The sequence below is a fragment of the Candidatus Poribacteria bacterium genome (assembly GCA_016866785.1).
In the GTDB taxonomy this organism is placed as follows: domain Bacteria; phylum Poribacteria; class WGA-4E.
In genome coordinates this window covers 1-26,639 of record VGLH01000024.1, presented here as the reverse complement: position 1 = coordinate 26,639, position 26,639 = coordinate 1, and the positions used below count along the sequence as shown (strand labels likewise).

The following is a 26,639-nucleotide window of genomic DNA, read 5'->3' as shown; positions in this document are numbered from 1 at the left end:
GGCTGCGTCGACGGCGCAGGGCAACAACACGGTGAGCCATATACGGACTCACCGGACGATCTTACCAGGTTCTCTGCTTGAGCAGTTCCTGGATCGCGCCCTCCGGCACCGGGAGTTCTGCCCGGTGGTCATCGAGCCATCGAGAGAAGTCGCGCTCGATGCCGTCGGTCCATCGCGCGTCGATCTGACCCGGGCTGTAAGCGCCGTCCCGAAGCCGCTGCTTGCCGAACAGGTCTCTGAGCGTCACCAATTCGGACGTCTGCACGACCGTCTCCGCAAGATGCGGCGGCACGAAGATGACGCTGTCGCCTCGTCCGAGCACTACATCGCCCGGCATCACCGTGGCGTGACCGATGCGGACGGGGCAGTTGTGGCCCACCAGCATGATCGTCGGGGATGCGTAGGATGGGTGGAACCCGCGCGCGAAGCAGACGAATCCGGTCATCTCCTGGATGCCCTCGATGTCGCGCACGGCAGCGTCCTGCACGACGCCGCGTCCCGACTTGGCGTAGATCGCGGTCGATAGGTTGTCTCCGATCACCGGTCCCTGCTCGATCTTCCCGTAGACATCCGCGATGTAGACATCGCTGGGTTCGAGACGGTCGATGGGCCACGATATCTGGTCCCCCACGCAGCCGGTACGAGCTCCCTTCTCCTCCATGATCCGCCGCATGTCGGGGCGTCTGGGCATGTAGAGCGCCGTCGCGGCGCGCCCCACGAGTGTTTCTCCGGGCTGCGTGCAGACCCAACCACCCTCGAACTGCCAGTGGAATCCCGCGCCCTGGAGAACGCCCCAAGCCTGCGTGATCGTGACGCGCTCCATCCGTTCGAGGATCGAATCGGGAACACGCGGACGCCCATCGGGGAATCTCTCTCCGCTCCACTCCGGCGTGTACTCCACGAGCTCTTCAGGCGACAAGTTGAGCGGCGCGTACTTCTCCATGCGTGAATCCTGCCCGTGTTTCGGAGACTCAGTGGTGCGTTTCGTAGACCCATTCCGATTCGTAGGGGCGACGCGTCGCCCCTACCTTCACGGCGTCCGTTGACACGACGGATACCTACGAAACAGACCACTCAGTTCTCGAGGGCGACCGCATAGCTTCCGGCGATGTGCGGGAACCGCTCCTCCAGCCGGTCGGCGATGTCGACGCCGATACCGGGAACACCCGGCATTACGAGATATCCGTCCTCGATGTCGGGGCGCTGCGACAGGATGTCCCACTGAAGAGGTCCCTGATGGCGGTTCAGCTCCAACACGCGCGGTCTCGGCAGCGCCGCGACGCAATGGGCGTTCGCCATCGCCATCAAGCCGTTGTGCCAACTGTGCGGGCACGTGTCGATCCCGTGTCGGTGCGCGGCTTCGGCGATGCGCATGGTCTCCGTGATGCCGCAGAGCCCGGCATCCTGCTGAACGATGTCATACGCGCGCTTCTCGAAGAACGGTCGGAACTGCTCCAGGGTAGTGAAGCTCTCGCCGCCGGTGATCGGCATATCGACAGCCGCGCAAAGCGTCGCGTAGCCGTCGATGTTGCTCCACGGGATGGGTTCCTCGAACCACGCGAACCCCAATCGGTCGAGCTCGCGCGCAATCGCCATCGCCTGGTCCTCGTCCAGGCGGCAATTGCCGTCGAGCATGAGCTCCATTCGGTTCCCCACTGCCTGAGCAAGCTCGCGAACGAGCCCCAGGAACCGATCGACGGTCACGCCCGACCACGACCAGTCGGTTCCGATGCGGAACTTCATCGCGGTGTAGCCTTCGGCGATGTAGCCGAGGGCTTCCTCGATGAGCTGCTCCGGTCGGTCGCGCCAGTCGTACCGACAGCCGCCCGACGCGTAGAGACGCACACGATCTAGAGGCTTCACCGTCAGCATCTGGGCGATCCGCTTGCCTTCGAGTTTGCCACGGATGTCCCAGAGCGCGATGTCGATGCCCGCTACCGCCGTGTCGTAGGCGTGGGAACGCCCGTTCGGATGCGGCACAACGCGCGGATCGCGCGGGTCCTTCCCGACCAGCTCCGGAGCGAGGTGGTCCACCCACGAACGAATGCTGGGGGGATCGCCGTATGCGCTGGCTTCGCCGACTCCAGTGACGCCTTCGTCCGTGTGGATGCGTACGATGGCGCAGTCCGCCTTGACGCACAGGTACTTCGCCGTGCGCCACTGCTCGTTGGGCTCGTGAGGACGCGACAGACAGAGCGTCTCGACCTTCGTGATCTTCATGGGAATCCTGACCGTTCGTCTTGGGAACCACGCGTCCGACGCTCGTTCTGTACCACGACCGGCGGCAGGGCTCAACGTGCGCTCAGGCGGCTGCGCCGAAGCCCGATTGACAGCCGCGCGCCGCGAAGCCTACAATACGTCAACGGTCACGAGCGGCGGGTGGGTCCCGCCTGATGGGTCCTCCCGCACTATCGCTGACGACGAAGAGGTCAACTCCATGCCAGAGGCAATTGCCAACCAAGAGCTCGCCGAGAAGTTTGCGCGTATCCCTCCTGAGTTCGCCCGACACGTCGAGGTCTTCGGGATCGAAGTGGAGCGTTTCCGGGAAGGCTCCGTGCCTGAGAACGTCTTCACCGAGTTCCGCTTGCGCCATGGAGTCTACGGTCAGCGCCAAGACGGCGTGCAGATGGTGCGGATCAAGATTCCGTATGGCGCTCTGACGGCGGAGCAGATGGAGACGCTGGCGGACATCGCCGAAGAGATCGCTGACGGCGTCTGCCACGTGACAACGCGTCAGGACATCCAACTCCACTTCGTCAAGCTGGCGGATACGCCGATGATGATGCGCCGGCTCGCAGCCGTGGGCATCACGACCAAGGAAGCCTGCGGCAACGTGGTACGGAACGTCACCGCATGCCCCGAAGCCGGAACCTGTCGCGACGAAGCGTTCGATGTGACCCCCTATGCCCACGCGCTCGCGTACTACCTGCTGGGACATCCTGAGCTCCAGAACTTCGGACGGAAGTTCAAGATCGCGTTCTCCGGCTGCCACGACAAGCCCTGCGGGCTCGCCAACATGCATGACATCGGTGCTGTCGCTGTGACGCGGCAGGAGGGCGGGGTAACCAAGCGCGGGTTCAAGCTGTTGGTCGGTGGAGGGCTCGGCGCGGTGCCCCACCAAGCCAAAGTGCTTGACGACTTCCTTCCGGAAGAGGAACTGCTACCGACCGCCATCGCGATCGGTCGCGTGTTCACGCAACGAGGAGAGCGCAAGCTTCGGATGAAGGCTCGGCTCAAGTTCCTCGTGGAGAAGCTCGGGATCGAGGAGTTCCGCCGTCTGGTTCTCGAGGAGCGCGGCAAGCTGGAGTACGACGAACGATGGTCCAGTTATGAAAACACCGTCGCGGAGATGACCGAAGAGCCCTTGCGTCCGGCGTCGCAGCTAGACGCCGCCGACGCGCCGGACGGATTCGCGCGATGGTATCAATCGAACGTCTCGGCTCAGAAAGACGTCGGATACGCGACCGTCCAGATTACGCTGCCGCTGGGCGACATCACGTCGGATCAACTGCGCGACCTGGCGGATGTCTCGCGCAAGTACGTCAAGGACACGGTGCGGCTCACGGTTCCGCAAAACATCCTGTTCCGATGGGTCGCAGAAGGCGATCTGGTCGAGCTCTACCGCGATCTGCAGACGTTGGAGCTGCCGTCTCCGAACGCCGAGGGGCTGTCGGACGTACTGGCATGCCCGGGAACCGATTCCTGCAAGCTGGGGATCGCTTCTTCTCGCGGTCTGGCGTCGGAGCTCCGCGACCAGCTCAGCGACCCGTCGTTCGACGATCTCAGTCACCTGTCGATCAAGATCAGCGGCTGTCCCAACTCGTGCGGACAGCACCATATTGCCGACATCGGCTTCTTCGGTTCGTCCAAACGTCAGGCAGGACACGTCGCCCCGCACTTTCAGGTCGTGTTGGGAGGTCAGCAGGCGGGCAACGCGAAGTCGTATGGACTCGCCGTGGGCAAAGTACCGTCGAAGAACGCGCCTTCGTTCGTCAAGCGACTGCTGGACGAATACAGGTCGCGGAAGACCGACGGCGAGGCGTTCTCAGACTTCGTCGCACGGCTCGGCAAAGAGCAGATCAAGTCGATCCTCAACGAGTACGACGCGCTCCCGTCCTTCGAGGAGCGACCCGACCTCTACGTCGATTGGGGACACGCGCGCGAGTTCTCGCTGCAGACGGGAACGGGGGAGTGCGCCGGGGAGCTCGTCGAGTTGGTTCAGTTCATGCTGACCGATGCCGACCGATGGCTCTACGAGTCGTCGCTGCACCTGGAGAAGGAAGCCTACGGTCAGACGGCGCAGCTCGCGCTGCAGGCGATGGTGCGGGCGGCTGACGCGCTGCTGACGACCCACGGGATCCAACCGCGGAAGCCCGAAGACACGTTGCGCGACTTTCAACACCTGTTCGTCGAGAGCGCTCGTTTCTATGGACCGTTCGCCGAGTTCATCGGCAAGTGGATGGCACACAGTCCGTCCGACATGAACGAGGAACGGGCGCGGTTCGCCCTCGAGGAAGCCACCCTGTTCGTCGAAGAGGCACATGGTGTCTACGGCAGGATGCAGATTCAGGAGCAGGCGCAGGAACGCCCAGCGCCGCGAACGCAGGAACCTGCCCCGGCGCCGGAGGGCGTGCAGGAGATCGTCGACAGCCTCGATCTGAAGGGCGTCGAGTGCCCGTACAACTACGTCCGCACGAAGCTGCGGCTTGAGGAGATGGAGATCGGTCAGCTCCTCGAGATCACGATCGATGACGGCGAACCGATTCGCAACGTGCCTGCGAGCTTGCGGAACGACGGGCAGGCGATCCTCGACACGAAGAAGATCGGCAAGCACTTCCGTCTGCTGATCCGCAAAGACGCCTGACGGACGCTCAACAGGAGATACGGAGTGGCTGCAGCGACTCTCGAGCGAATGGACATGAAACTGTTCGTCGACGACCCGGCGGCGGTGAAGTGGTCAGAGTGGACATCCTACTTCACCGAGTGGCTCAAGGAGTCGCCGGATGAGTGGCTGGATATCGCCGACTACCTGCACGTGCCGTCGGGGCCCGGCATCCTGCTGGTCGGGAAGCGCTGCCACGTCGCGATGGACAACCGTCGTGGACAGCCGGGCATGTTGTTCAGTCTGAGGGAGCCGTTCGCCGGGTCGAACCGAGAGCGGATTGTGGCATTCCTCAGACAGCTTTCGGAGTTCGCCGCGCGGATCGAGCGCGACAAACCGGCAGTGCGTTTTCGTCGTGATCTTGGCGAGTTCGCCGTGAACGACCGGGTGGGCTTCCCGAACACGCCCGAAGCATTCGACGCCATAGCCGACGACTTGCGGAGTGCCGTTCAGGAAGCGTTTGGCGTTGACAACGCCCGTCTCTCACGCGATGAGGATCGTCGCCAGCGACTCACGGTCCGGGTCACGGTTCCCGGATAGCGGATACGTTGGGGCGGCGCGGCGGCGTGTCAGATGCCCGAGGCGAGCTCCTGGCGGATTCTGCTGCGTAGCATCTCGATCACCGCCTCGACGCACACGTCCTCGTCGATGGTCAGGCTCCCGCGCCGCCGTCGCCGGGCGTCCGTCCGAAGTTGTGCGACGGACATCACCGGCATGCTGCCCCACCGTACCGGTTCCAGCACCTGATGGGCAAGCTCGCCGTCCGCATCGACGATGAAGGCGATCCCCGCGAGTCGGACGACCGCCTGCGCATGGGCGACGCTCAGCTCAGCTTGTGCCGGATCGATGGTGACCGACACGGGCGACCATCCCTCCAGCCGAAGAGCCTGGCAGATCGTCCTCCCCACCGTTCGGGCCCAGTCGCACCGGATGCCCGCGACCAGAGCGCACCTGCCCAGCATCGGATGGGAGACGTGCGCCATCAACGGGCTGTCGAGCACCAACTGCAGATATCGCGACGCATCGAACGAGTCGACGGCGACGTCGGGCTCGCCTGAAGGCGAGACGATCAGCTGATTCGCCGACAACCGGCGCATGTGGGCGTCGAGCGCGACCGTGCCGTGAACCCGAGCGCCATCCAGCACGGCGTGGTCAAGGACCGCGTGCTCCAGGCGGCACGCGGACAGGTCCGACTCCGCGAAGTTCGCGTAGGGAGCGACGGCGAATACCAGGTCGCCGTTCCTGAGCCTCGCACCCCGCAGGTTCGCACCGATCAGCTTTGCGCCTCGCAGGACGACGTTATCACCGACAGCGCCTTCCATGCTCGATTCCGTGAGGTCGGCATCGTGCAGGTTCGCTTCGGTCAACGTCGCACCGCCCAGGTCCGCCAGGATGAAGCTGGTTCCGCTCGCCAGGACGCGCGACAGGTCGGCGCCCGTCAGCTTCGTGCGGTAGCATAACGCGTTGTTGAGACTCGCTCCGACGAACGTCGCCGTGGTCGCGTTGGCGCATGACACATTGGCGCGATCCAGTGTTGCCCGGACAAGGTTCGCGCCGGATAGATCGGCTTCGGATAGGTCGGTATGCGTCAGGTCTGTCTCAGCGAGTTGAACTCCGCGCAAGTCTAGTCCGTGACAGTCCGCGGCGGAGAGGTTGGGAACCACACGTGGATTCGCGCGACGCCATCGGTTCCATGCTTCCACGCCGTCCATGAGCATCTTCAGTTGATCGCTGGAACGCATCGAGTTCCTCGGGTGACGTGATGCCGTGGGTCGCGGTACGCGGGTTCTGTATTGGCATCGCCTGGCTCAGCAGGACATGACGCTGGTCGGTCGAGAAGGGCTAGTCGAGGCTTGGGAGTGTGGGTAAGCCGGGCACCTTCACGCGGTGATCGCGGCGCTCTCCCCTGTCCATGGCGCGAAACTCGCGGACAAACGCCACAAGATTCTTGGCGGCAGCCTGTACGATCGCGCGTCCCTTCTCGGCGGTTGCCAGGGTCGGCGCGCCGGAAACGCCGGTCGGCGTCGCGCTGCTCGTCCATCGAACGACCTTCACGGGTCCCCAGCCCTGTGTCAGATCGACGTGCAGGAACCGCGAGCTTTCACTGCCGGCGGCTCCGCCAAAGTGATCCTCAGCCTTGTCCATCTGCACGCGAGACGGGTCGAGGTACAGGTACGCCGATGTTTCGAGCTCGCATGCGTGGGCGGCTCCCCCGGGTCCCGACTCGCGAACCGACTCGAAGGCTTCCACGGTGAGATTCGTCCACATGGTGGAGGCGACCAGGGCGTCGGTCTCCAGCGTGGCGCGCCGAGCGATGAACTCGCACAGGTGCTCGTTCGACCCGTGTCCGTCGACCACGACGATCCGGTCGAAGCCCGCGTACGCAATGCTCTTGACCACATCGAGGGCGTACTCGATGAAGTGGTCATAGTGGACGTGGATCGTCCCAGGGAAGTCCAGGGCGTGCTCGTTGTAGCCGTACGGGATGGTCGGCATCACGAGTATCTCGCGCGGCGCGAGCTTCGCCGCCTCGAGGCAGGCGCTGCGGGCGAGGAAGTTGTCGACGTCGAGCGGCAGATGCCTGCCATGCTGCTCCGTGCTGCCGATCGGCAGAAGGATGACCTTCCGGGCGAGAACCGCCTCGTTAATCTCTTCCCACGTCAGATCGTCGTAGAGGTGCTTGTCCAGCGAACTGGTAGTCATAGATCGTGGAAACTCACGTCTTGGGGGAACCTTCCTCTGCGAGTTTCGTCAGGAACTCTCGCGCAAGCGCCATCGCTCCCGCGAACGTCGCCTGGTACTTGGCAAACGACCGGACCATCTCAACGACGAGTTCTTCCGGCAGACTCGTGCGAGCCAGCATGTCGCGCATCCGCGCCGGGCTCGGCAGCAGCGCGAGATCGTCGAGCTCCTCCAAAGCCGTTCGAGGATCGTAGTGGTAAGCCACCGCGTCCTCCAACGTGAGTCAGAGCGTCCGCGTGTATCCGCGTAATCGTATTGTCGTGGAAGACCGAGGGGATGGCAACGCCGCCGACAGTCTAAGCGGACGCTTCCGCGACGGAACCAGGCGGCTCGGATGCCGTAGGCGTGAACAGGAGCGCGTCGAGTTCGTCCACATCGACATCGAACGCTGTCCGCAGGGCGTCGTCGATGGTCGCGCCGTCGTGGAGCGACCGCAAGGCAGCGCGGATCGCCTCGATACCGAAGGAGTCTACCAGGAACTCCCCGATGCGCGCGCACTGGTGGTAGGCAAGACCGACGTCCGAATGCCGAAGCTGTGTGAACGAGTCGGTGAGGTCACGGAGTCGAATCGTGCGCTGTTCTTGGACTGCCTGTGACAATCGCGCTTCCTCCCAAGCCATGCGAGGCTTCGCGAGGCATTCCGCGATCGCCTCTTGGAGCCAGTGGGGGCATCGACCGGCTGACGACGCCATGATCAGCAGGTGGGCGTACTCATGCCGGAGCAGACCGGCGAGAAGCCCGGGCCCCGGCGCTGGCGAGTGCAGGAAGACGAGAATCGTGCCGTTGTCTTGGGCGATACCCGCTGCCCAGGGGGGCCAGCCGTGACGAATGCCGGCACGCGATGGCAGCAGGTGCACCACCACCGGCTCGGATGGAAACACCTCGAGCGCCTTGCCGAACTCCCAGTACGCCTGAGACAACGCTCGGAGAGCCAGGTCATGGATGCGCGGCGGCACTCCGGGTCCGACGGTCAAGGTGAAACAGTGCTGGAAGGCGTCGCAGGATGGGTCGTTGAGTCGTTCTGAGATGGCATCGAACGTCGCTTTCTGCTCCACGATGCGGGCGCGACGCCGCAGACCCGTCGGGTTGCCCGGCGCGAGTTCGAGGCCCTGATCGACGGCGCGAAGGGCAGCATCCCACTCGCCGAGGTTCTCATGCGCCTTGGCGAGGTCCAGGTACGCTGGCACGGAGCGCGGGGCGTGGTCCAGACCTTCGCGGTAGTGGCGCACGGCGGATCCGTAGTCGCCTCTACGGAATGCCGCAACCGCCGCGTTGAAATGGGATCCGGCGACGCCCTCGGAGGTCGGTTTCCTCACTCGGTACGTCCTCCGCGTATGGTTCATGCACGCGCGAAACCGACGACGCGCAACGCCACGGATCCCAGTTGAATCGCCGTGTCCGACTCGAGCACGACCGAGCCATCGATCTGGGATCGATCGAGAACGACTCCGTTCGTGCTACCGAGGTCCGTCAAGAACACTCGCCCGTCCGAGAGGTCCAAGCGAGCATGGCGACGTGACAGGCGACGCGAATCGTCTTCCAGCGGGATCGTGACGCGTCGCGACCTTCCGAGCAGGCATTCGCTCAGGTGAAGCGTGTAGCGGCTCCCGTCGTCGGAGGCGAACACGGCGCGCGCGTATCCTGGGCTCAGGGGCTCGACGCGATCGAGAGTCAGTCGCGACCGACCCAGCTCCAACACGTCGCCTGGTTCCAACCGCGTCGGTTCCGTGATGCGGAGCCCGTTCACATATGAGCCGTTGCGGCTGTCGAGGTCCTGCACAACGACGTAGCCGTCGAGGAGGATGATCCTGGCGTGCTGTCGCGAAACTTGCGGGTCGTCGTCGAGACGGAAAGGAACGTCGCCTCTGCCGAACACGGCGTCGTAGAGCGTCACTTCGATGTCTCGAACGCTCCCGCTGCCCTCGCTCACTTCGAGGTACACGCGCACCGCGTCGGAGCGCGATGCACGGGCGGCGCTGTCAGGGGACCCAACCGTCCTGTGTGACGCCGGGACGCCCGCTCGAAGGGCGCGCGTTTCGCCTTCCAGGTACGCAGGCTGTGCCAATTCGCTGTCCGTGCCAGCCGGCAACGGGCTGGCTGCGGCAGTCTGGCGAGCCTTCACGGAGGCGCGCGCGCGGCTGCGGGAGTCGCGGAACCGGTCCAGAACGGTCTCTTCCATCCGGATGCGCGCAGACGGCGATGGACTTACCGTGAGCGACGCAGCTTGGCGTGTCGCCTCCAGGAATCGCTTGACTGCCTCGAATTCCGGGTCGCCAGAGAGCTTCTGGAGCGACTTCCGCTCCGGTCTGGGAAGGTCCTTGCCCTCCAACAGCAGCGTGTAGCCCTCGAGGGCGTCGCCGAGCTCGCGGTCCCTCGCGTCCCTTTGCGATGGGTCAAAGGGCCCGTTCGTCTTCATCGAAACCCTCCGGCTCAGACACCTGGTATTCAAAGCCGCGCCGCACAAGGATTTGCTTCAGCTCGCGCGTTGCGCGGAAGATCCAGACCTTGACGGTGTTTTCTTTCTGGTTCAGCGCTTCGCTGATCTCAGCGATGCTCATGCCCTCGAGGTGACGCAGAACCCAGGCGACTCGGTGGTTCTTCTTCGTCATCTGATTCAACGCCTGCTGGATGAGCTCCCGAATCTCTTGAGCCTCCAGCAGCTCGTCCGGCAAGGGCGACTCGTCGCGGAACCGGTTCAGCATCTCCTCGACGGCGTCGTCTTCCCCGTACTGCAGCACCTCGCGCAAGCGGTTCTTCTTCCGAAAGACGTCGATGATCGCGTTCTTGGCGATCTGGTTCAGCCAAGACTGGAAGCTGCCGCGCTCAGGATTCCACAGCTCGATCTTCTGCCACACCCGCATGAAGATGTCTTGCCACGCCTCCTCGGCATCTTCGTGGTTCCCCAGCATCCGATACGCCTTGCTGTAGATCCACGTTCCATACTGTCGCAGGAGCCAGCGCAGACCTTCCTCGTGCCCATTCTGCAAAGAGGCGAGCCACCACATCTCGTCATCGACAGCTTCCGTGCCCGAAGCGCCCGCCGACCGCGAGGCGGGCCCGGCGACTCCACGCATCGATGCTGCCTCGGCATCGACTTCGAGCAGGGGCACCGCGAATGAGCCCTTGAGCATGACGAACTCCTAACCGAACACGACAGAGCGAATGGATGATTCCTGACGTCGCACGTACACGTGGGCCCGATACACTGAGCCCATCATACGTACTCTACGCGCCAAGTCCAGCGCTTGTTTCAGTTCTCGCATGCTTCCATCTGGTTGGGCGGTGTCGCCGATCCGCAAAGCGTGCCGGCGTGTCTGGCGAATCGGACCACACGATGGCTCCTGGTCGTCAGGGATGGTATCCTTGGTTCGTCGCCGAAGCCGGACGCGTGCCGGACTCATCCCCGACCAACGCCCGAACTGAGAGTATCCACCCGTGACGGCAGGCATGTACAGTCGCGTGGCGTTGCTGGCGCTGGCGCTCGTCGGTTGCGGCGGGCATGCCCGACACGATGCCGCACTCACCGTCTTCGCGGCGTCGTCGCTGACCGACGCGTTCGGTGAGATCGCCCGATCATTCGAAGGAACGCGAGACGGCGTCCGCGTCGAGCTCAACTTCGCCGGCAGCCATGTCCTGCGCACCCAGATCGAGCAGGGAGCCTTGGCGGATGCCATCGCTTCCGCCGATGAGGTGAACATGCAGGCTCTTGTGGCCGGAGGCCTCGTTGAGCCAGCGACTGCGTTCGCCCGCAACCGACTCGTCGTGGCAGCGTCGTCCCGAAACGCCTCGGTGCGCTCGCTCGCCGACCTCGCGTCGCCTGGGGTCCGAGTCGTCGTCGCCACGCCGGAAGCGCCTGTCGGACGCTATACCCAGCAGATGCTCGATCTGGCGGCAGCCGACCCCGCGCTCGGCGCCAGCTTCGCCGCCGATGTGAGAAGCCACGTTGTGAGTCGCGAGACCAACGTGCGCCTCGTCCTGGCGAAGGTCCTGCTTGGAGAGGCAGATGCTGGCGTCGTCTACCGAACGGACGTGTCGTCGCAGCAGTCCGACGTCCGAATCATCGACATCCCGGAATCCCTGAACGTGCTGGCTGACTACCCGATCGCCGTCGTTGCCGGCACAGATCGCGGCGATGATGCGCGTGCGTTCGTTGACTTCGTCCTGAGCGACGCGGGCAGAGGCATCCTGTCAGACTACGGGTTCTTGCTGCCCGAGTCGGGCCCGAGGAGCCGGTCCACGGTGACCAATCGATGACGGCCCGTCGACGGCAGATAGGGTCCTCGACGCTCCTGTGGCTCGGATCTTCTGGCTTGATCCTCTTCCTCCTCGTTCCCATCGCGGTCTTGCTGCTTGCAGTTCGCCCGGATGTGCTATCTCGTTTGGCATCCGAGATGGCTCTGCGCGCCCTCTGGCTGAGCCTCAAGACGACGGCGATCGCGTCGGCAACCTGCATCGTGCTCGGTCTTCCGGTGGCACACCTCTTGGCACGCGTGCCGTTCCGAGGCAAGGCGTGGCTCGATACGTTCCTCGACCTCCCGGTCGCAATCCCTCCAGTCGTCGCGGGGGTCGCGCTGTTGCTGGTGTTCGGGCGTCACGGACTCATCGGACGGTACCTTGACGTAGCCGGCATTCGGATCGGATTCACCACCCTCGCCGTCGTCATGTCCCAGGTGTTTGTCGCGAGCCCGCTGTTCGTGAGGAGCGCCTGCGCTGGGTTCGAGGCGGTCGACGTCCGCCTCGAACAGGCAGCGTCGACCCTTGGCGCGACCCCATGGCGTACGTTCCGCACCGTCTCACTGCCGATTGCGCTACCGGCGCTGCTCGCAGGCGTCGTATCGGCTTGGGCTCGAGCCCTGTCGGAGTTCGGCGCGACGATGATGTTCGCCGGCAACATCCCGGGTCGCACGCAGACGCTGACGATGGCGGTCATGTCCGCCATGGAGAGTGACCTGGAAACGGCGCTTGCCGTCTCGTCGCTCACCGTCGTCCTGGCTGTCGGTTCCTTGCTGGGAACCCGAGCGCTTCTCCGGTCATGGCAGAACCGTGAGCTGTGCCCAGCCCGCGAGGAAGATGACGTGACCGGTTGGCGCGCGACCCACGAAGCGGCGTCGGGCGACCTCACCGCGAGCTTTCGTGTCTCGGCAGGGGACATCGAACTTTCGATGGATGTCTCGGTACGCGTTGGCGAGATCGTTGCCATCGTGGGTCCCAGCGGAGCGGGGAAGACGACGGCACTGAGCGTTCTCTCAGGGCTGCTGATGCCGGAACACGGCAGGATCGCCCTAGGAGGAACCGTGCTCTTCGACTCGGATCGTGGCGTTTGGGTTCCGACCCATCTGCGGCGCATGGGCGTCGTGTTCCAGGAATACGCGCTGCTTCCGAATCGGACCGTTCGCGGCAACGTGGCGTACGGTATGCGTCCGGGCGGCAAGCGTTCCGCCATGGAGTGGATCGAGCGGCTGGGTCTGTCTGGCTTGGAAGATCGACGCGCGACGGATCTGTCAGGTGGGCAGCGTCAGCGAGTCGCCATCGCGAGGGCTTTGGCGTCCGAACCCAAGGCGCTGCTGCTCGACGAGCCGTTCTCGGCGCTCGACCCGACGACGGCGACGAATGTGCGCGCCGAGCTCCGCGAGTTCCTCCATGTCGTCGGACTACCGACCATCGTGGTGGTGCATGACCCGTTGGATGCCCTCGTGCTTGCGGATCGCATCCTGGTTCTCGACCAAGGCAAGATCATCCAATCCGGCTCCAAAGAGGACCTGTTGGCGCATCCGAGGAGCCCCTTTGTGGCGGAGCTGATCGGCGTCAACTTCTACGAGTGCGAGCTCGCGCCAGGCAGTGGTCTCAAAGAAGCCAGGGCAGGAACCGTCACGTTCCACGTGTTGGCTGCGGAGCTATCGGGTCGCGCGCATCTGGCGTTTGCCCCGTCGGAGGTCGCGCTCATGATGGATGTGCCCACCATGTCGATCCAGAACGTATTTAATGCAACCGTGGTGGAGTGTCTAGCTCTCGTGGACCGCGTCCGGGTTGGCATCGACGTGGGCGTACCGATGGTCGCCGAGGTAACGCGCGAAGCCGCCGACAATCTGCACCTGGAGCCCGGGGCGCAGCTCTGGGCGATGATCAAGGCGACCGCGATACGCGTCTATCCGTGATGCCGCGAACACGGAAGCGGTACTGGATTGCCAGACAGAATCCGCACCGTCGAGGCTTTCCTGGAAGAGCTGCGCTCGATTGCACAGCTCGGTCTGTGCTACGCCAGCGACCCGCACGACAAGGATCGCTATGAGCGACTGATGACTCTGACGTGCGAGGAGTACGCGGCGATTGCGGAGTTGCCGGTCCCTGACGTCAAGAGCCGGCTGGCGGCGGAATTCGGTCATGTCACACCCAAGGTCGGGGTCGATGCGGCGATCTTCGACGATGCGGGCAGGCTGCTGCTGACTCGCCGGTTCGACGATGGGATGTGGTGTCTGCCGTGCGGATGGGCTGAACTCGGCGAAACCGCTCGCGACGCCATTCGACGAGAAGTGCGCGAGGAGGTATGCCTCGACGTGTCAGTGGGCGAGGTGATCGACGTCTTCAGCCGACTGCCGGGGCAATACGGACCCCACACCGCGTACTTCGTCGTGTTCCATTGTGTCCGCGTCACCGGCGAGCCGACGACCACCGAAGAAGCCGTCGAGATCGGCTACTTCTATCCCGACGACATCGTCGAATGGCACCGAGATCACGAAGAGCGCGCCCGCCGCGCCGTCCGGTTCCGGACCGAACGCCTCTGAGGTCGCGTGCTGTTGACCGCTCCCTGGTTGGGTAAGCAACGGCGGCAACGACCTCGTTCGCCTCACGATTGACTCCTGTCACGCCGGATGCTTCCGCCGCAATGACCACTCCGGTCCAGCTTCTCAGATCCCTATTTTCTTTTTGACATGGGATGCCCACCAGGGCTAGACTCCCGTAGTGCTTGGGTGCGTTCCTGATAGTAGCTACTACATCTTGTAGATAGTTGCAGAGTCATGCGATGCCCGTTCTGCCAGCATCCGCATACGCGGGTGACCGATAAGAGAGACACACAATCAGGCGCCGTCATCCGACGCCGTCGTGAGTGTCAGCGTTGTCAGAACCGGTTCACGACGTTCGAGCAGCCGGTCATCCTCGACATGATGGTCATCAAGAAGGATGGCAGGCGTGAGCCGTTCAATCGCGAGAAGTTGCGTATGGGCGTCCAGCGCGCGTGCTGGAAGCGTCCGGCCAGCCAAGAGGCAATCGACGCGCTCGTGGCTCGAATCGAGCAGGGGTTCATCTCGCGACCGCGTCGAGAGGTCTCCAGCCGTGTCGTTGGCGAACTCGTCATGGATGCCCTCAAGACGCTCGATGACATCGCCTATATCCGGTTCGCTTCGGTCTATCGCGAGTTCCGGGATGCAGAGGACTTCCAGGAGGTACTCCAGCAGCTAGGTCAGGTGCCGCCGGATTCATGATGGGGCAAGTCGTTCGGTTGACCGGGCACGGGATCGTACCCAGACCCGGACGCGTGCTTCGCTGTTGGCTACCTTCGGTCCGATGGAGCGGATCTGCGCGCACTTCGTTGTTATGTATGGCGATATGGCTCAATCCGGTCGATTGAGGAGACAGATATGTCCGGCATTGCTTCGAACACCACGGATCAAGCTGCTCAGGACGGCTTGACGATCAATCCTTACTTCACGAAGCCGGGGTTGCACCCGTTCGACGAGATCGAGTGGGTGCACCGACGCTCCGCCATCCACAACGAGAAGGGCGAGGTCGTCTTCGAGAGCGACAACGTCGAGGTGCCGAAGTCGTGGTCGCAACTGGCGACCGACATCCTCGTGTCCAAGTACTTCCGCAAGGCAGGGGTTCCGGGCGTTGGCAACGAGACGAGCGCTCGCCAGGTTGTGCACCGAATCGCCCACTCCATCCGCGCCCATGGCGAGGAAGTAGGCTACTTCGCTTCGCCGACGGACGCCGAGACGTTCGAGCTCGAGCTCGCCCACCTACTGATCACGCAGAAAGGTGCGTTCAACTCGCCGGTCTGGTTCAACTGCGGGCTGTCGCAGGAGTATGGCATCGTCGGCAGTCCGGGCAACTGGCGGGTCGACGATGAGACGGGCGAGGCGAAGGAGGTCGACGACAGTTACAGATACCCGCAGAACTCCGCGTGCTTCATCCAGTCCGTCAATGACGATTTGATGTCGATCTTCGGGCTGCTTCGGAACGAGGCGCGCCTGTTCAAGTACGGGTCCGGTACCGGCACGAACTTCTCTGCGCTGCGTGGGTCGATGGAGAGGCTCTCCAGCGGGGGCACGTCATCGGGTCTCATGTCGTTCCTCGACGTCCTCGACCGAGGCGCCGGTGCGACGAAGTCCGGAGGTACGACGCGTCGCGCCGCGAAGATGGTCATCCTCGACATGGACCATCCCGAGATCGAGTCGTTCATCGACTGGAAGGTGCGCGAGGAGAAGAAGGTCGGTGCCCTCATCTCAGCCGGATACTCGTCCGACTTCAACGGCGAGGCTTACCGCACGGTATCGGGGCAGAATTCGAACAACTCCGTCCGCGTGGCGGACGCGTTCATGGATGCCTACGCGCGCGATGGCGACTGGACGACCACGTTGCGGACGACTGGGGAACCGTACCAGACGCTGCGAGCTCGGAGCCTGTTCCGGCGAGTGTGTGAGGCGGCGTGGGCATGTGCCGATCCTGGCATCCAATTCGACACGACGATCAACGACTGGCACACGTGCCCGAACACGGATCGTATCTACGCCAGCAATCCATGCTCCGAGTACATGTTCCTCAATGACTCGGCGTGCAACCTGGCGTCGCTGAACCTCACGAAGTTCCTCCGATCGGACGGGTCGTTCGACGTCGAATCCTACCGCGTCGCGATACGCGTCTTCGTCATCGCACAGGAGATCCTTGTCGGTTTCTCGTCCTATCCGACCAAGCGGATCGCCGAGAACAGCTCGGCGTATCGCCCGCTCGGGCTCGGCTACGCCAATCTGGGAACGCTTCTGATGCTCTGCGGCATCCCGTACGAGAGCGAGGAAGCCTACGCGATGACCGGGGCGCTGACCGCGATCATGGGCGGTTACGCCTATGCGACGTCCGCCGAGATCGCCCGGTCGATGGGCCCGTTCGCCGGCTTCGCGAAGAACCGCGAGCCGATGCTGCGCGTCATGAACAAACATCGCGCGGCCGTCTACCGCATCAGCGTCGATCGCTGTCCGTCGGGGCTGTTGCGGGCGGCTCAGGAGGAGTGGGACCGAGCCATACGCCTCGGCGAGGAGTTCGGCTACCGGAACGCGCAGACCACCGTACTCGCGCCGACAGGCACAATCGGCTTGCTCATGGACTGCGACACGACGGGCATCGAGCCCGATTTCGCTTTGGTCAAGATGAAGAAGCTCGCAGGCGGCGGCTACCTGAAGATCATCAACCAGTCCGTGCCACGCGCGCTGGCGGTGCTCGGGTACACGCAGCGTCAGATCGATGACATCGTGACCTACGCGATCGGCACGGCGTCGCTCAACGGCGCGCCGCATGTCAATGCCACATCGCTGGAACAGAAGGGCCTGACCCCGGCAGAGATCGAGCGGATCGAAAAGGCGTTGCCGTCGGCGATGGATCTCAGCGCTGCGATCAACGTATGGACGCTTGGCGAGGCAACCATCAAGAGGCTGGGCTTCACGCCGGAACAGTACCAGAACCCGAAGTTCAACCTACTGCGGGCGATGTCTTTCTCGTCCAAGCAGATCGAAGAGGCGACTCGCCACGTCTGCGGAACCATGACTATCGAGGGTGCGCCGCATCTGCGCCCGGATCACATCCCTGTGTTCGACTGCGCCAGCAAGTGCGGGGCGATTGGGCAGCGGTTCATCAGTCCCATGGGTCACGTGCGGATCATGGCTTCGGCGCAGCCGTTCCTGAGCGGCGCGATCTCCAAGACCGTGAACCTGCCGTCCGAGGCGACAGTCGAGGACGTCGAGCAGATCTACGTCGAGGCATGGCGTCTCAAGGTCAAAGCCATCGCCATCTACCGGGACGGCAGCAAGCTGTCCCAGCCGCTGACTGCCCGAGGCTCCGAAGCCGAGGCGGACGACGCCGCGGAGCGATTGAACCGGCCCGTCCGCCGTCGGTTGCCGGACGAGCGTCCGGCAGTCACGCACAAGTACAGTGTTGGCGGCCATGAGGGCTATATCACGGTCGGCATGTACGAAGACGGAGCCCCAGGCGAGGTCTTCCTCACCATGTCCAAGGAGGGCTCGACGATCTCCGGGCTGATGGACGTCATCGCCACGATGACGTCCGTCGCGCTGCAATACGGCGTGCCGCTCGACACGCTCGTGCGGAAGTTCAGCCACATGCGGTTCGAGCCGCAGGGGTTCACAAACAACCCGAAGATCCCCATGGCAAAGTCGCTGATCGACTACCTGTTCCGCTGGATGGGACTCAAGTTCCTGGAGGACAAGGAGCTTGCCGGTTCCGCTGCGGTGTACTACGGCGAACAGGATGGCTCGAGACTTCACGTGGAGAGCGAGGAGTTGGAGCCCGACGACGCGACGCAGCTCGAGCTTCCCGCGCTGTCCTCGCCGACGACGTCAACGCCGCTCCAGCAAGAGGAGCGTCGTGTCGCCGACACGCAGTCCGACGCGCCGACCTGCCACGTTTGTGGCTCTCTGATGCGTCGAGCAGGCTCGTGCTACCTGTGCACGAACTGCGGCGCGAACACGGGTTGTTCGTGACGGCTGATAGGCGGTAACAGAGCTCTTGGGCCCCTTCTCGATGAGAGGAGGAGCTTCGTTTATCGGTGGCGGGCAGACAGCGGGACCGTGCCGCTTTCGTGCGACAACCAGTGGATGCCATCTCTCGCCTCGCACATCACTATGTTGAGGATGGGCTTCAGGAGAGACCTTTGAAGCGAGGAACCCCACGTATTGCCCTGCAGTGCGTCGCCAAGCCTAACCTGAGACGCGGCGAAGAGGTCACATGACCTCGTCCTGATGTGGAGTCAGTACTCAGGGGGCTTGGGCGTCAGGTTGGGCATCGAGCCATGCCGCGAGTTCCTCGGGAGTCGATACTTTACCGGTAGCGAGGGCGGAGACAAGCGCTCGTGTGATGAGCGTGTTGATCGGCTTCTCGTAGACGGCTCCCGTGTGCTGGTCGGGCAGCTTCACGAAGAACGGTACATGGCGGCCTCGCGGCTCGCGCTTGTGGCGTTGCGTGCCGTGGTCCGAGCTGACGATGATCGCAGCGCTATCCCACAGACCCCGCGCATCCAACGACCGACGAATCTGACCGATTGTGTAGTCGACCAGTGCTGTGTTGTGGATGATAGCACCGCCGATGCCGCGGTCCAGTGTCGAGAACTCGCCGCGTTCAGCGTCGAAGATCGTGGGCGCGTGGGGGATGGACATGTGAAAGATTGCGAGCTGAAAACCCTCCCACTTCGCTATCGTCTCATCAATGTCCGCCATCATGTGGCGGTGTCGGCGTGGATAGTAGCTGTCTCGCGCCAGCGGCCAGACATACAGGAGGTGTTGCGCCACTGTACGGAGAACCGTTGGCTGAGGCTCGAGCATCGTGGGGCGACTTCCGTATGTGTGACAGGTATCCAAGCTCCCGGTGAAAAGGCGGTCGTACGGATGACACCAGCCTACGAGCGCAGTCCGCATGCCCAAGCCACGGGCGTCATCGATGACGTTGGGTAAGGAGATAAAGGACTTCTGCTCTAGGTCTCTCAACGAGAGCGTCAGCGTTGAGTCGTCGACCGGCGTTGCCGTGACGACGGGCTCGCCGGTCAGCAGAGCCGGTATGGACTCGAGCGTGGCGTTCGCGGGTGATCGCGCTGCGGTCGCGACGAACGCCTCGTGACGTAATGCGCCGAGCTCCTTGCGCGACCCAGGGAGCGTCGTGTCCAGAGCGACCCCCTCGTCGAGCTCATCGAAGATCAACCAAACGACAGACCGCATGGCTCTGGACCCGTCGGTGACGGTCACGATGTTCTCGCGGTGTGGCGGCGGACGCGGAACCCACCACAGCGCTTCAAGCACAGATCGAGCCAGAACGATTGCCGCGAACGGAACGAGGAAGAGCAGACCCAAGGCGAGCCCGCGCGAAAGCTGTTTCCCCCATCGAATGCTGAGCGCGACTGCTGCCGTCAATGTCGCGACGACGACGGTTTTCCCGACGAACCCCATCTCGAAGGTCAAGCGCACAGCGACGCGTTTCAGAGGTGGCAACGTGTGGGGGATGAGGGCTCCACGCATATTCTCCGCCGCGACGACCATGGCGACGAAGAACAACCAGCGAGCATAGCGCGTGAACTGGAGCCGACGAGCAATCTGCGCGAGTCCGTAAAGCGCGATCGCCATCGCGATGATACTCACGGGCACAGCGGCAACAGCGTGCCTCGTGAGGCTGCGCTCCAGGTAGCGGTACAACGGCGCTGAGTTCAGCAAATCGACCCACGCCGCCGCGCACAGCAGGTTGGCGAGAGAGAGGGCTACTCCCAGGTCGAACCAGCGACCATGGGGGCTATGGGCGCTTCGCCATGACATAGAGGAGTCGGTCTGTTGGAGGCAGAGGGAGCGATTCCGCGACTTCGAATGTGGAGCTGAACGCGCTGGCAAACGCATCTGGCGACAAGCGCTCGAACGCGTCACCCCATCCACCTGTCAGCTCGCGAAACCTAGGATCAGATGGGGGCACGTACTCGATCACGAGCAGATCGGTGGTCAAGTGCGACGCGAGCGACGCGATCTCGTCGAGGGGCACTCGGGCGCGGATGAGCAGGTGGTGTGCGAGCGCCAGCATCAAGACGCAATCGAAGGAGCCAGCAGCGCGAGAGAGGAACGACAAGCACTCCGAGTTCCACCACCCCAACGCCGGGCTCGGTTCGGCAATGTCGACCACGAGAGGAAGGATATCGAGCGTCTCGCGTCGCGCAGAGCGCCAAACCTCGCTGACGACAACCGGGTCCGAGTCGATCGCCACAACGGATGCGCCCAGACGCGCCGCAGTCAGGCTGTGGGAGCCCGTGTTGCAGCCGACGTCGAGCACTCGCGAGGGACGCCTCGATGCCAACACGCGCTCGACCTGGCGAAGCTTGACGGCAGCATAATCTGGATCGTGTGAGGAGGCGTAGGTGGACCAGACCGATCGAGTTGGGCGTCGAGACGAGACTCGGCGGAGGTGTTTCCGCACGCGTCGCAGGAACCCCGTGAGGATCGTCCGAGCCGCCTCCGGGTTCGTCTGTCGGCGTGAACGATGAACACGCGCTCTTGCCGCCGTACCCCGCGACCCCAGAAGGACGGGAAGCGACACCAACGAGAGGTACGGCTGACGAAGGCGTTCCCAGCGTGACAGGCTTCGGATCGCCGCCTCTGGCGCCGATCCTTCGCGGCTGCGCACGAAGACCTGGCTGAGTGGCACGCGGTCTGCCAGAAGCAACGGGATCAGGAACGTCGTCAGGAACTGCGAGTAAGGGAGCCAGATCGGGTCATGTGGGTCTTGCGACTCGAACGAAAGCACATCCACGAAAACGGGCTGAGGTCCACGGAATAGAACGTTATGGGGCGTGGCATCCTTGAGCCCGAATCCGGCATCGAGTCCACGTAGAGCGAGCTCCAGCGTCAGCTCGCCCGCTGCCGCAAGCGTCTCCGGGCACCACTCGTGAGGATAGGACGGGAACCATATGCGCTCATGCGCCAAGACCAACGGGGGCTCACGCGACGGGTCGGGAGTCTGGACGTAGCCGTTGAGGTGCTGAAGAGCCCGTCGGGACTCCTCGGCGCCGAGCTCCCACGTACCCACGACCGCTTTGGAACGTGTCAGGTCCTGAAGAAACTCCGACGACAGAAGCCGCCGAACATGCTGGGCAGCATGGGGCGACACCATTCGGAGTACCTGCTCCCCGTCCAGAAAGACGCAACCGTCGGGATCGCGGAAGGTTGTGCGGGGTGGCAGGTCAACGCTCCTTGTCGCCGCCGCGCCCGAAGGCTCGACGGATGGCGCCCACGATCCGCGTCCGCACGCCTCTCACTGCCAGCAAACCACTGGCAGCGACCGACAAGACGATCTGCCAGACAAAAGCCCCGGTTCCGGGGTCGATGTAGGCATGCGCGAGGCGGGGCAGGCATGCGAGGACGATGATTGTCGCAACCCCGGGTCCCCAGCGCAAGTTGGGTCGAATCAAGCCCGCCTGCTCCCTTCACGTCTGCGTACGGCGTCTGACGTATGGGCGAACACCGATAACCACATCCCGTTCTCCCAAAGCGGTCTTGCTGGTCCAATCCGGGCACACACCGCCGATATCCTACGAACGCCTGGGCTCACACGACGCCGAAATAGTGTTCAAAGAACCGATCCGGGTCAACTCGGACGGCAATCCGATGCGGTTTGCTTTCGCCGTGCGTGCTGAACACCGTCATTCCAGCCAGCGCCGAGCTCGTCGTCTCGACCGATACGGTTCCGTCTGTGTATTCGCACAGCCCGGGCTCGAAGATGACGGTTCCTGCCAACGGGTCGTGGAACGTGATGTGACGCGCTCCGCCACGGAACCAGACCTCTGCCATGTCAGCCACGAGGCCCAACGGGCCCCCAGCCTCTCTAAAACGCCGCCGGCACTCGTCGGCTTCCAGGACGCACTGCGTCGTCACTTCTAAGCCGATTGACGTGAACCGTGGGGGCCGCGCTCGATAGGTGATGGCGGTCGCGACCGGGTCGCACAGAGCGTTCCATTCGCGCGCGCCGGGCCCGTGTCCATTGCCCGACGTGAACACGCCGCACATGAGCACCAGTTCCTTCAGGAGCGACGGAATCTCCGGATCAGCCGCGAACAGCAGACCCAGGTTCGTCATCGGGCCGATGGCGAGTAGGGTCACCTCGCCGGACCGCGAGCGGATCGTCTCGCGCAGGAAGCCCAACGCGGAGTTCGGCGGGAAGTCGATCCGGTGAGCTCGGTGCCGAATCGCCTCGTACTGCGGCACGTGGGGTTGACCGGAGCCGATCAACAGCGGTCCCGATGCTCCCGCGTGTACCGGCACGTCGTCGCGTCCGGCGACTTCGCACAAGAGCTGGGCGAGCGCCGCCCGCTGGCTGGTATCGCCCGTCGCAGTCGTCACCCCGAGCAGATCGCACGCGGGCTGTTTCAGCAGGTAGGCGAGGCAGACGGCGTCGTCGATGTCGGACCCGATGTCTGTGTCGAGAATCACGGGAATGCGGTCTGGCACGATCGGCTCCTGTCCCTGTGGGGCGGCACATGCACACAGGCTTCTAGCACTCGTTCCTGCGCGGCACAAGGTTCACGCACATCCGAAGACACGCGCCGCCGAATATCGTTGGACACTGGTGCCTGTCACGTCTATAATTCGCCTCGACTTGGTCGAGGGCGTCTCATCGAGACCTGCAAGAGCGGAAGGAACGATGAACCAGAAGCGTGTCTTGGGCGAGGAACACGAGACAGATCCGTTCGTAGACAAGGTCAACCGGGTCCTCGACTTCGTGAAGGCGCGGATCGCTGCCGTCGCTTTCCTCGCCGCAGTGATCGTGGTCGCGGTTCTCGCTGGCGCGTGGTATTTCGAGCACAATCGAACCGAGGACGTCCAGTCCTTCGTCCAGATGCACGAGGCGGTCGAGGACTTCGAGAAGGCGACCGAGGCTTCGTCCGCGGCCGAATCCGCTGATCTCGACGCGGTGATTCAGAAGCTGTCGCAGGTCAAAGCGCCCTCCAGCCTCGCCCGTGCCCAGTATTACCGGGCACGAGCCGCTCTCGCCAAGGGCGACCTCGACGAGGCAGCCCGGGTCTTCCGGGAGGCTGCAGTGCCAGCGAACGGCATCTACGGTCTGTTCTCTCAGATCGGTTTGGGTGGCGTGCTCGAGGAGAAGAAAGACTGGACAGGTGCGAGTCAGGCGTACGCGGAGTCTGCGCTCAATCCATTCATGTCCGTGGCCGGATTCGGGGTTGCGACCGCCGAAGCGATCCTGGGGCGAGCCCGAGTCGCGCGCAGGATGGGCAAGCCTGACGAGGCTCGCGCTGCCTACGAGTCGCTCATAGCGAAGCACGTCGAGTCGAGGGCGGCCGCGATTCGCCAGTACGCTGACGACCTCGCCGGCCGAGCCAGCACGTTCCTCGCCCGCGTCGAAAGCCCATCGACGGCTACGGACCTCGTCGGTGTCGGCAGCGCTCTGGACGCGTGGGTGCAGGAGACGCTGGCGAAACCGGAGTCCGAGCGCACCCGGGTCGAGGACGCCATACGCATCCAGACCGAGATCGAGAACCATCTGAGGTCGCTCGCGGAAGCCACGAAGGCTGACGCCGAGGGCAGAACCGAAGCCGCTCTCTACGGGTATGTGTCGGCTGCGGGCGATCGGCCCATCTCTCCCAGTCGCGAACAGTACCAGCGCGCCTCTCTCGAGATCGAACGCCTGAGCCTGTCCAACGCACCGGCTGCCGCTCGCACGAGCCAGTAGGTCGTCACCTCCGGCCGCTGTCCATCTGCGAACGATCAGGAGATCCATGCGCACACGCACTTTCGGAAGGACAGGATTGAGCGTGTCTGAGGTGGGCTTCGGAGGCGGACGGATCCGATCCACGGACGACGTGCCGCAGTGCGCTGACGTGATCCGCTACGCCATGGATTCCGGCATCGACTTCCTGGACACCGCTCCGTCGTATGGAGATGGGTCGAGCGAGAGAGTCATCGCCGAGGCGGTGCGCGGCAGGCGCGACCAGGTCGTCATCGCGACCAAGACCAAGTCCTTCATTCCCACCGAGATCGGCAATGACGTAGTCGGCAGTCTCCGCCGCTTGCGGACCGACTTCGTGGACGTGCTCCAGTTCCACGGAGGCTGGTTCGAGGAACACGAGGCGTCTGCGGCGCTCGACGATGGGATCGATGCGTTCTCACGACTGCGCGACGAGGGCAAGGTACGGTTCTTCGGCTTCTCGGCAGACGGTCCATCCGCCGGAGTGGAGCGCATGATCGCGTCCGACGAGTTCGACATGATCCAGACGCAATACAGCCTGATGTACCAGAGCACGTCGGATGGGTTCACAGGAGAAGGAATCATCCCGCAGGCAATCGAGATGGGGATGGGCGTCGCCACGATGCGGTCCACCACGAGCGGGACGTTCGGGCGGCTGCTTGCCGCGACCGGAGGAAGCATTCGGCATGGCGGGGACGTCGAGGCGTTCCTCCTCAACTACGTCCTGTCGAACCCCTTTGTGCATGTTGCGCTGCTGAGCCTGCAGTCCCGAGAGGACGTCGATCGAGCCTGCCGTGTCTCCGACGACTTGGCGCTCCGGCTCGATCTGAAAGCCCTGCACGGAGGCTAGACCGCTTCGATGCCCCAAATGGGGCAGATCGGGTCGGTACACCCTTCATTGGCTTGACATCCCGTTTTTCGGGCATTACATTCTATCAACAGCGAGTACGTGAAACGCTTCGTTCACAAAGGCGTGCTGATGATCCCCAGCGAAGCCGGGACTCTTGAGTTTCAGAAACTCAAGGAGATGGTCGAGACGTACGCGGTCTCCTCATCCGGCAAGAGCCGCACCCAAGCCGCCGCCCCGCAACTCGACGCCGACGCCGTTCGGCGCGAGCTCCAAGCCACCGACGACGTCAAGCACATAGAGCTGTCCCACCAAGGGCTGCCTCTGCATGGTCTTCGGACGGTCGATGCACACCTGACGCGCCTGGAGAAAGGTTCCGTCCTGGAGCCCGAGACGCTCGTCGAGATCGCAGGTCATCTCCGGGTCAGCCGAAAGCTGTTGGCGTTTCTGATCCGTATCGAGGTCGCAGACGAGTACCCGGAGCTTGCCCGTCGCTGCTCCGAGCTCGCGCGCTTCCCATCGCTGGAGGAACGGCTAGAGGCGTCTATCAGCCCAGAGGGCGAGGTGCTCAATTCGGCGAGCCCGGAACTCCGCCGAATCAGACACGCGCTGCACCGCGTTCGTGAGCAGATCCAGGAGCGCCTCGAAGGCGTGCTGCGTAACCCGTCGAACGCGGAGGCGATCCAAGAGCGCGTCATCACGCTGCGGAACGACCGGTATGTCGTGCCGATCCGGCAGGACTTCCGGGGACAGGTTCCGGGCGTCGTGCAGGGCATGTCCGCCTCCGGCGTTACGGTCTTCGTCGAGCCGCTCGCAGTCGTCGAAGCCAACAACGAGCTGCATGCCCTGTTCCAGCGCGAACACGTCGAGGTGCAGCGGATCCTGCGCGAGCTGAGCGACGAGCTGCGTGCCCAGTTGGAGGGACTTCGGGCGAATGCCTCGGTCCTGACGGAGCTCGACTTCCTTCGTGCGAAGGCACGCTTCGCCGTGGACTACGCGTGCATCACGCCGATCATCGAGGATCATGCCGTTGTCGAGCTTCGGAAGGCGCGCCATCCGATCCTGGAGCACCGGATCCGCCAGGAGCGATCCACCGAAGGCGCGGCGCGGAGGGTCGTCCCCATCGACATCACGCTGGGCGAGCGAAGCCAGGGGGTCATCGTCACCGGGCCCAACACCGGGGGCAAGACGGTCGCTCTCAAGACGGTCGGACTGCTGACTCTCATGGCGATGTCCGGCATCCCGGTTCCTGCCGACTACGGCAGCCGGTTCGGCTTGTTCACCGGGGTCTTCGCCGACATCGGCGATGAGCAGAGCATCGAACAGAGCCTCAGCACCTTCTCTTCCCACCTGACTCGGATCATTCGCTACCTGGCCAACGCTTCGCCCAGCACGCTCGTACTGCTCGACGAGATCGGCGCCGGGACGGACCCGGACGAAGGCGCCGCGCTGGCGATGGCGCTCCTGGACGGGTTCCTGAACCGGGGAGCCCTTGTGCTGGTCACGACGCACTACGGAGCGCTGAAGGCGTACGCCCACGAGAGCCCGCATCTGATCAACGCTTCGATGGAGTTCGACCTCGACACGCTGTCTCCGACGTTCCGAATGCAGGTGGGCTTGCCCGGTAGCAGCCATGCCGTGCGCATCGCCGAGCGTCTG

The 26,639-nt window shown here is 63.8% G+C and carries 22 protein-coding genes; 10 read left to right on the top strand and 12 right to left on the bottom strand.

Going from position 1 to position 26,639, the window contains the following annotated elements; genetic code table 11:
- Window positions 1-61: 61 nt before the first annotated feature.
- Both FJZ36_05500 and FJZ36_05495 read right to left on the bottom strand, forming a co-directional pair.
- A complete protein-coding gene (locus FJZ36_05500; protein MBM3214351.1) occupies window positions 62-943 on the bottom strand; it encodes an RraA family protein in 882 nt (293 codons plus the stop codon).
- A 131-nt stretch (window positions 944-1,074) separates the two neighbouring features.
- A complete protein-coding gene (locus tag FJZ36_05495; GenBank protein ID MBM3214350.1) occupies window positions 1,075-2,220 on the bottom strand; it encodes a mandelate racemase/muconate lactonizing enzyme family protein in 1,146 nt (381 codons plus the stop codon).
- A 217-nt stretch (window positions 2,221-2,437) separates the two neighbouring features.
- Between FJZ36_05495 and FJZ36_05490 the strand changes: the two genes are divergently transcribed.
- Complete coding sequence (locus tag FJZ36_05490; GenBank protein ID MBM3214349.1) at window positions 2,438-4,864, top strand: nitrite/sulfite reductase; 2,427 nt, start codon at window positions 2,438-2,440, stop codon at window positions 4,862-4,864.
- A gap of 54 nt (window positions 4,865-4,918) precedes the next feature.
- Window positions 4,919-5,422, top strand: coding sequence for a hypothetical protein (locus tag FJZ36_05485; protein MBM3214348.1), 504 nt, complete (start codon window positions 4,919-4,921; stop codon window positions 5,420-5,422).
- A gap of 29 nt (window positions 5,423-5,451) precedes the next feature.
- On the opposite strand, the gene FJZ36_05480 is transcribed toward FJZ36_05485, so the two are convergent.
- The 6 genes from FJZ36_05480 to FJZ36_05455 form a co-directional block, all read right to left on the bottom strand.
- The gene (locus tag FJZ36_05480) at window positions 5,452-6,624 is read right to left on the bottom strand and encodes a pentapeptide repeat-containing protein (protein ID MBM3214347.1); all 1,173 of its coding nucleotides are present in this window, start codon (window positions 6,622-6,624) and stop codon (window positions 5,452-5,454) included.
- A 100-nt stretch (window positions 6,625-6,724) separates the two neighbouring features.
- Window positions 6,725-7,585, bottom strand: a complete 861-nt coding sequence (locus tag FJZ36_05475; protein ID MBM3214346.1) for a creatininase family protein — start codon at window positions 7,583-7,585, stop codon at window positions 6,725-6,727.
- Window positions 7,586-7,598: 13 nt separating this feature from the next.
- Window positions 7,599-7,829, bottom strand: coding sequence for a hypothetical protein (locus FJZ36_05470; protein ID MBM3214345.1), 231 nt, complete (start codon window positions 7,827-7,829; stop codon window positions 7,599-7,601).
- A 91-nt stretch (window positions 7,830-7,920) separates the two neighbouring features.
- The gene (locus FJZ36_05465) at window positions 7,921-8,967 is read right to left on the bottom strand and encodes a tetratricopeptide repeat protein (GenBank protein ID MBM3214344.1); all 1,047 of its coding nucleotides are present in this window, start codon (window positions 8,965-8,967) and stop codon (window positions 7,921-7,923) included.
- Window positions 8,964-10,040, bottom strand: a complete 1,077-nt coding sequence (locus FJZ36_05460) for an FHA domain-containing protein (protein ID MBM3214343.1) — start codon at window positions 10,038-10,040, stop codon at window positions 8,964-8,966. The genes FJZ36_05465 and FJZ36_05460 overlap by 4 nt, the downstream gene beginning before the upstream one ends.
- The gene (locus FJZ36_05455) at window positions 10,018-10,755 is read right to left on the bottom strand and encodes an RNA polymerase sigma factor (GenBank protein MBM3214342.1); all 738 of its coding nucleotides are present in this window, start codon (window positions 10,753-10,755) and stop codon (window positions 10,018-10,020) included. Before FJZ36_05455 ends, FJZ36_05460 begins: the two co-directional genes overlap by 23 nt.
- Before the next feature lie 316 nt (window positions 10,756-11,071).
- Between FJZ36_05455 and modA the strand changes: the two genes are divergently transcribed.
- The 5 genes from modA to FJZ36_05430 all read left to right on the top strand — a co-directional run bounded on the left by modA (window position 11,072) and on the right by FJZ36_05430 (window position 18,390).
- Window positions 11,072-11,878, top strand: coding sequence for a molybdate ABC transporter substrate-binding protein (gene modA / locus FJZ36_05450; protein MBM3214341.1), 807 nt, complete (start codon window positions 11,072-11,074; stop codon window positions 11,876-11,878).
- On the top strand, window positions 11,875-13,779 hold the full coding sequence (gene modB, locus FJZ36_05445) for a molybdate ABC transporter permease subunit (protein ID MBM3214340.1): 1,905 nt from the start codon (window positions 11,875-11,877) through the stop codon (window positions 13,777-13,779). Before modA ends, modB begins: the two co-directional genes overlap by 4 nt.
- 27 nt (window positions 13,780-13,806) lie before the next feature.
- Window positions 13,807-14,406, top strand: a complete 600-nt coding sequence (locus FJZ36_05440) for an NUDIX domain-containing protein (GenBank protein MBM3214339.1) — start codon at window positions 13,807-13,809, stop codon at window positions 14,404-14,406.
- A gap of 234 nt (window positions 14,407-14,640) precedes the next feature.
- A complete protein-coding gene (gene nrdR, locus FJZ36_05435) occupies window positions 14,641-15,105 on the top strand; it encodes a transcriptional repressor NrdR (protein MBM3214338.1) in 465 nt (154 codons plus the stop codon).
- A gap of 156 nt (window positions 15,106-15,261) precedes the next feature.
- Window positions 15,262-18,390: a vitamin B12-dependent ribonucleotide reductase gene (locus tag FJZ36_05430; protein MBM3214337.1), complete on the top strand. Its 3,129-nt coding sequence runs from the start codon at window positions 15,262-15,264 to the stop codon at window positions 18,388-18,390.
- 273 nt (window positions 18,391-18,663) lie between these two features.
- Here the strand turns inward: FJZ36_05430 and FJZ36_05425 are convergent, their stop codons facing one another.
- The 4 genes from FJZ36_05425 to FJZ36_05410 all read right to left on the bottom strand — a co-directional run bounded on the left by FJZ36_05425 (window position 18,664) and on the right by FJZ36_05410 (window position 22,878).
- Entirely contained in the window at window positions 18,664-20,310 is a 1,647-nt protein-coding gene (locus FJZ36_05425) for a hypothetical protein (GenBank protein MBM3214336.1), read from the bottom strand.
- A complete protein-coding gene (locus tag FJZ36_05420; protein ID MBM3214335.1) occupies window positions 20,183-21,544 on the bottom strand; it encodes a methyltransferase domain-containing protein in 1,362 nt (453 codons plus the stop codon). Before FJZ36_05420 ends, FJZ36_05425 begins: the two co-directional genes overlap by 128 nt.
- 70 nt (window positions 21,545-21,614) lie before the next feature.
- Window positions 21,615-21,842 carry a hypothetical protein gene (locus FJZ36_05415; protein ID MBM3214334.1) on the bottom strand — a complete coding sequence of 76 codons (228 nt, stop codon included), beginning with the start codon at window positions 21,840-21,842 and terminating at the stop codon, window positions 21,615-21,617.
- Window positions 21,843-21,978: 136 nt separating this feature from the next.
- The gene (locus FJZ36_05410) at window positions 21,979-22,878 is read right to left on the bottom strand and encodes a nucleoside hydrolase (GenBank protein ID MBM3214333.1); all 900 of its coding nucleotides are present in this window, start codon (window positions 22,876-22,878) and stop codon (window positions 21,979-21,981) included.
- A gap of 193 nt (window positions 22,879-23,071) precedes the next feature.
- On the opposite strand from FJZ36_05410, the gene FJZ36_05405 reads away from it, so the two are divergent.
- The 3 genes from FJZ36_05405 to FJZ36_05395 all read left to right on the top strand — a co-directional run.
- On the top strand, window positions 23,072-24,118 hold the full coding sequence (locus tag FJZ36_05405) for a hypothetical protein (protein MBM3214332.1): 1,047 nt from the start codon (window positions 23,072-23,074) through the stop codon (window positions 24,116-24,118).
- A gap of 46 nt (window positions 24,119-24,164) precedes the next feature.
- Window positions 24,165-24,983, top strand: a complete 819-nt coding sequence (locus FJZ36_05400) for an aldo/keto reductase (GenBank protein ID MBM3214331.1) — start codon at window positions 24,165-24,167, stop codon at window positions 24,981-24,983.
- A gap of 99 nt (window positions 24,984-25,082) precedes the next feature.
- Window positions 25,083-26,639, top strand: a 1,557-nt coding sequence (locus FJZ36_05395; GenBank protein MBM3214330.1) for an endonuclease MutS2, incomplete at its 3' end; no start/stop codon positions are given.